The organism is uncultured Capnocytophaga sp. (genome assembly GCF_938029845.1).
In the GTDB taxonomy this organism is placed as follows: Bacteria; Bacteroidota; Bacteroidia; order Flavobacteriales; family Flavobacteriaceae; genus Capnocytophaga.
Genome location: NZ_CALHGG010000115.1, coordinates 1 through 6,045 on the forward strand (window position 1 = coordinate 1; position 6,045 = coordinate 6,045).

10 protein-coding genes are annotated in these 6,045 nt (G+C 36.0%); 7 read left to right on the top strand and 3 right to left on the bottom strand.

The window, feature by feature from the left end:
* Positions 1-362 precede the first annotated feature (362 nt).
* From Q0625_RS08175 to Q0625_RS08205, 7 genes are all read left to right on the top strand, one after another.
* The gene (locus Q0625_RS08175) at positions 363-590 is read left to right on the top strand and encodes an Imm74 family immunity protein (RefSeq protein WP_298825662.1); all 228 of its coding nucleotides are present in this window, start codon (positions 363-365) and stop codon (positions 588-590) included.
* 29 nt (positions 591-619) lie between these two features.
* Positions 620-778, top strand: a complete 159-nt coding sequence (locus Q0625_RS08180) for a hypothetical protein (protein WP_298825665.1) — start codon at positions 620-622, stop codon at positions 776-778.
* Between the two features lie 376 nt (positions 779-1,154).
* Positions 1,155-1,499, top strand: coding sequence for a hypothetical protein (locus Q0625_RS08185; RefSeq protein WP_298825668.1), 345 nt, complete (start codon positions 1,155-1,157; stop codon positions 1,497-1,499).
* 360 nt (positions 1,500-1,859) lie between these two features.
* Positions 1,860-2,099, top strand: a complete 240-nt coding sequence (locus Q0625_RS08190) for a hypothetical protein (RefSeq protein ID WP_298825671.1) — start codon at positions 1,860-1,862, stop codon at positions 2,097-2,099.
* Between the two features lie 15 nt (positions 2,100-2,114).
* A complete protein-coding gene (locus tag Q0625_RS08195; RefSeq protein ID WP_298825675.1) occupies positions 2,115-2,399 on the top strand; it encodes a hypothetical protein in 285 nt (94 codons plus the stop codon).
* A gap of 33 nt (positions 2,400-2,432) precedes the next feature.
* Positions 2,433-2,756: a multidrug efflux SMR transporter gene (locus Q0625_RS08200; protein ID WP_298825678.1), complete on the top strand. Its 324-nt coding sequence runs from the start codon at positions 2,433-2,435 to the stop codon at positions 2,754-2,756.
* 117 nt (positions 2,757-2,873) lie between these two features.
* Positions 2,874-3,728 carry a DUF2911 domain-containing protein gene (locus Q0625_RS08205; RefSeq protein WP_298825681.1) on the top strand — a complete coding sequence of 285 codons (855 nt, stop codon included), beginning with the start codon at positions 2,874-2,876 and terminating at the stop codon, positions 3,726-3,728.
* Between the two features lie 63 nt (positions 3,729-3,791).
* On the opposite strand, the gene Q0625_RS08210 is transcribed toward Q0625_RS08205, so the two are convergent.
* From Q0625_RS08210 to Q0625_RS08220, 3 genes are all read right to left on the bottom strand, one after another.
* A complete protein-coding gene (locus tag Q0625_RS08210; protein ID WP_298825684.1) occupies positions 3,792-4,193 on the bottom strand; it encodes a DUF4279 domain-containing protein in 402 nt (133 codons plus the stop codon).
* A gap of 7 nt (positions 4,194-4,200) precedes the next feature.
* Positions 4,201-5,004, bottom strand: a complete 804-nt coding sequence (locus Q0625_RS08215; RefSeq protein ID WP_298825687.1) for a hypothetical protein — start codon at positions 5,002-5,004, stop codon at positions 4,201-4,203.
* Positions 5,005-5,033: 29 nt separating this feature from the next.
* Positions 5,034-6,045: hypothetical protein (locus Q0625_RS08220; RefSeq protein WP_366125064.1), on the bottom strand; the 1,012-nt coding region annotated here is incomplete at its 5' end.

Sequence of the window (6,045 nt, forward strand, 5' to 3'; positions counted from 1 at the left end):
AGTGATTTTTGACGAAACAACCAACAAAATTCAAATATATTTTTGTTTTTAGCTTATATGAAAATTATAAACACTGGTAGATTCAAATAGTAAAGGTAACTTTTTAGGGAACAAAAATAAAAACAAGGAAAATAAAAATTTCCCTTGCCTATGTGGAAATATTTTCTCAATTTTGTTCCAACTAAAAAACATCCGCCTCTCTGGCTCACTTCTTGCAGCTCGTACCCATTATAAGTAGCCCCTATGGCTCTTTATTGAGAGTTGTAAATCTGGGATAAGACCTTTGGTCTTATAACAATCCGTGGGAGATTTTGTTATATTGAACTCACATTAGTTTAGGAAACAATTCATCAAAATATGTAATGGTCAAAATAGAAAAAATCACAAGAGGAGAAATTACCATATCTTACAAAGGTCAGTATTACCATATCTTAGGTGAGGGTCTTTTACTAACTGAAGGAAACGCCTATAGTTACATTATCTATCGTAATTCCATAGATAATACACTTTCTCCTATAGAGCAAGAAACTATATTACAGGCTATTATAGAACATTTTGGGAGCAAAGGACAAAAGGTAATCATTGAATAGTTTGTTTCTCAACTCTTAACTTTTTAAGAATGAATATCCTCTTAGAAAACTATTATTCAGGCGATTTGGATTGGCTCTCTCCGGAAATATTTCCTCTGTTGGAGCATATCACCATTAAGCTAAAGACAATGAAAGAGACCAAAACTTTCTTAGAGCGCTTTCCCGAAATAGGGGAAATACAATATTAGAAAACGTTTTAAATCAACTAATATTTATCAATAATTTAAGTTTCGCAGGTCATTTTTAGGTTATAATTGGATCTGTAATTAGTTAATAATCAATTATTTGTAAAATATCCCCTCACATACTCCGTTCCATGTATTCACGGACTATCCCCTCCGAGAGGGAAAGCCAGCGAGTGCTCACAGCTGGGTATGTGGGATGCGTTGAAAAAGATAAAAATTGTCTATCAATCTGGAAAATGTCCTCTCTCTAACTTCTTGAGAATCATAAACTATCTCATTCCCCCTTTGGAGGGGGTAGGGGGAGGTTTTTGAATATCAATAAGTTACAGAACTAACAAAACTTAAATCAATAATACAAAAATTTAATTTATATATCAATATGCAACATTACAAAACAATAAAAGAGCTTATCAAAGATTACAAGCAATTGCCTTACCCTGGTATAATTTATATCGAAGGAGAAAAAAAGGACAATTATCAAGAGGCAGCATTTTGGGTTTTATCAAGTAATGAGGATAAAGAACAAAATTCTGTTGAAACTAAGTACGGAGAAGTTCCCGAATCATTAGCCCAATTTGAAGTAGCTTACTTTTCAGGAGTAGGAATTTTTCAAGACATTATTGACAATAAGTTTGATCATAATGAATCGCTAACTACCGAGGATACAGACGTCCTTTTAGGAGCTATAGAGCATTACTTTGAGTATGATGATTTTCAGGACTAAGGAACGAGTAAAAAGAGAATTCTACACAATAAAGAATTGTAATCAATAGTATTGTGAAAGAAATACCTATCAACTTAGAACATTTGGCAAATACCCGAAAGAATATAAATACAGAAGATATTTTTGTATTAAAAGTTATTTGAATATAGATACCCTCATTAGTTTAAAGTTAGGAATCCCTTTACCCGTAGAACCCCCTGAAAATTGGAATCCTTATTACTATCTAAAGAATATTAACAATTAATATCCTCAAAGCTAAGAACAAGAGATAAAGTATGCAAAATGAAAAATATAAGTGAGTTAATCAGAGCAATCAAAAGAAGACCTAAAATGTTTATCCCTGAGCTAAAAATAGATCAATTGTACTTTTACATATCAGGATTCCTATTAGCCAAAAGAACAAATAAGATATTAGAAAGCATAGATATTTCGTTCTCTGAGGAGTTTAACACTTGGCTTACACAGAAAATTCATTATAAAAACAACTATTCTAATTGGTTGTATATGATCGAAGATAGCCCATACGAAGATAAGTTTTCAGCCATTATGAATTTCTTCTCTGAATGGCTATCAGAAAAAGAACATTTAGGAGCAGAGTAGCTATTTATTTGAAAGATGAACCATCATTTAGAAAACTATTATTCAGGCGATTCGGCTTGGAATCAGTTTGTAAGTCTTTATGAGGATCTCGACACCAACAATTCCCTTACCAAAGAACTATTACAACAGCTGAACTATCATAGGGATATTGCTCAAGTAATTTATGGGAAATTTGGATTCAGCAGCCTCTCTGTCATCACACAGCCTGTGCCTGCTTTAGACAATCTAAGCATTGCCGACTGTATCGCAGATCTAGATCTCCTACAAAGATTAAGGGAATGCCTTATAAGAATGGAATAGCTCCCCATAACTCAAAACTCAAAACTCAAAATTATGTATTGGCTTTTACTTATTATAGCAGGCCTTTTTGAGGTCGCTTTTACTTTCTGCCTTGGCAAAGGAAAAGAAACACAGGGTACCACTATGTACCTATGGTACGGAGGCTTTTTACTCTGTACTTTTATCAGTATGTCCCTACTGATGAAAGTTTCCCAACACCTCCCCTTAGGCACCGCCTATGCCGTATGGACAGGTATAGGAGCGGTAGGTACCGCCTTAGTGGGAATTTTCGTCTTCAAGGAACCCGCTTCCTTCTGGCGCCTCTTCTTCTTAACCACCCTCATAGGATCCGTAGTAGGACTCAAAGCCTTTAGTTAGTTGTTAGTTGTTAGTTATCAGTTTCTGTCCGCTGTCCACTGACTACTGTCTTCTGTCCACTGACTACTGACTTTGGCATACTTTTTGCTACAAACGCTCCTTGAAAAAACAATCCTCATGAGAAAGATATTTGTTATCGCCAGTATGCTATGCTTCTTCTCTGAAGCTATGGCACAAATTAAGCTCCCACAACCTAGTGTAAAGGGTAGCATAGAACAAATGGTCGGGCTTACCGAAGTGGAAGTAAGCTACACTCGCCCCGCTAAGCGTGGCAGAAAAATCTTCGGAGAACTGGTGCCTTATAGCCGTGTATGGCGTACAGGTGCCAATGAAAACACAACTATCTCTTTCAGTGAAGATGTATCTATCGCGGGCAAAGTACTTCCTAAGGGGAAATATGCCCTCTATACCAAGCCTGAAGCGGACAAATGGACTTTCTATTTCTATAAGAAAAATGACAACTGGGGAGTTCCTCAGCAATGGGACGAAACCCAAATCGCCCTACAAGCGGAGGCTAAACCTATCCCCTACCCCATGGAAACAGAGTACCTTACCATTGAGCTAAATCCTATCAACTATAATGATGGGAAAATAGCGGTACGTTGGGATAAGACCTTGGTAGAACTCCCTTTCCACACCCAAACCCAAGAGCAATCCATGGAGAATATTGCCGACAAAATTACAGCTACTTCTTCTGCTCGTGATTACTATGAAGCGGCCAACTACCTACTTACCTCCAACGGAGACCTTAACAAGGCAAATGAGTTCATCACCAAATCACTCAGCATGCAGAACGATGCCCCCTATTATATGTATCGTGCCCAAGCTATTATCCTCTCCAAGTTAGGAAAAACCAAAGAAGCTATCAAAGCTGCTGAAACCTCCCTACAAAAAGCCAAAAAAGAAGGCAATGAGGACTATGTAAAAATGAATCAAGATTCCATTTCCCAGTGGAAGAAAAAACGAAAATAGTGATAAGTGGCTAATGACAAGTGACTAATATTCAACGTGATATTAGTCACTTGTCATTTGTCACTACTTATACATATCAATATCTATCCAAGCATTAAGTCTATGGAGTATATCAAGTATTCTGTTATCAAAAACGATGGCGGGACAGCTCTCCTCAGGACTCATTTCTACACAAAAAAGTAAATTCGAGGTAAGAGCAAACGCTTTAATAAAGGAAGCTAATTCTTCCAAACAAGGCGTTACTTTATCAGCAAATACTTGCAAATTATCTTCGATAAGAAGAGTTTCGATAGGAGCAAAGTTATATTCCCAAAAAGTTTCTTCACTGACACGATATTTTAGCTGGTCTCCCTTATAAGCGGTTTGAGTAGGTGGAAAACCTATGATATTGGTTACCTTATCTACATCAAAATAGTCTCCATATATACAAAAGGAAAGACGAATAGTGGTTGGTTTGTGTTTCATTAGTTGGTTATTTGTTATTTACTGACGACTGATTTTTGATTCCTATTCTAACATAGGTGCGCTTATCAATATCTTCCGAGAAGTATCTGCATATAGTAGGCATATACAGATACCCATCATTACTAAAAAACTCAGGTTCTTTTTCATCATAATCAAGTAGCCAATAATGAGGCTCCAGAGTAATCAGTTTTTTAAAAGTAAAAGAACCCTTCTTTTCTACTTTATAGAGCGTTAAGATTATTGAATAATAATCGCTATATACATCCACTACATACTTGCCATCAGGTGTGGGGAGAGGATTGCGACCCATTTCTGTCTCTGCTCCTGTTTGCTTATCTATAAAAAGAGTTTTCCAGCTTCTGTAGACAACACGCGACACTACATATTGCTCTAATTCAGGTATTTCACCTAAATAGAGATAAAATGTAATTTGTGTATCTTCTGTAGGGCCTTCATCTACCAATGTTACTATTTGCTTTTTACAAGGAAGGGTCATTACTCCTGATTCTTGCTTAATGGCCAAGCTATCTTTCTTGAGAAAATTATAACGATGCTTGAGTGCTTGCTGATACACCTGCCGAGGTATCCTTTCTATCGTAAAAAATTTACCAAAAGTAGTAGTATCTGATATTTCACCTCTTCCATCGTTGATAGCCTCCAAAAGCTTCTTTTCTGTAATATCAAGTAAATCTTCTACAAGTGGCCATTCTGGTTCTTTTACAAGTATATCCTCTTCTACCTTTTGTTGCCTTTGAAAGAGGTTACAGCTGGTAATACTTAGTATTAAAATAAGAGAGATAAAATATTTCATAGATTTGTTATAATACTGTTTACTGATTTCTAATTCTTAATTCCTATCTTGATATATATTCGTTGTTTATCGGGGTTATTATGCTCGTCAAAGAAATTACTCACCACGTTCATAGGCGCATACAAATAGTCATTTTTACTAAAGAAAATAGGTTCTTTATCAAGATCATAGACATCCCAGCTCTTTGTATATCCTTCTACTAAGGTGTCTATTTTCAGCGGTTTTATATGTTCTATACGATACAAAGAAATAAGCCTATCCTTATCATAGTAGTCCCTACCTATATTGATGATATACCTCTTATCAGCAGAGAGAAAGGGAAACTTGTCAAATCTTCTTTTCTCTCCCGTGGTCTTATCTATCAAGATATAAGCCAATGATCTTTCAGTATCTTCCAATACCACATACTGATCAATAGCAGGTATATTGCCTAAATAGGTATAGATCATATCAAAATGCTTGTCCGCAAGTTCAGATATATCATCTTTTAGATAAACCGTCCTCTGTTTGCACACAAAAGTAAGTTTGCCTTTCTTTTTTACAATCGCAAGTGTATCTCTTTGAAGGAAATCTACTTTATTTTTCAAGGCTTCTTGATATTCTTCAGAAGAGACTTGATTTATATTCAGATACTTAGAGATAGTATCAGAAATATCTCCATAGATACTCTCTACAAGTACCTCCCCTGTCATTTTGGACTTCAGGGCTTCCCAATCTCCCATGTCTTCTTTTTCCACATAGCCTCTTTCCGTTTTATAAAGTTCCTTTCCTTCGGCTATAATCTCCAACTTATCCCCCATTATGCAAAAAAGCGATGGTATAGAGTCTGTCAAACTAGCATATCTCGTTGTTACATCTTTAATCACATACAACTCTTTCTCCACAGGCACAAACACTTCATCTTTCCAGAAACTCGCCACACTTTCCCCTGCCGGCTGTTGTTTTTGGAAAAGGTTACAGCCAGCAAGCAATAGTGTTAAAATAAAAGAGATAAAATATTTCATAGATTTGTTATAATACTGTTTACTGATTTCTAATTCT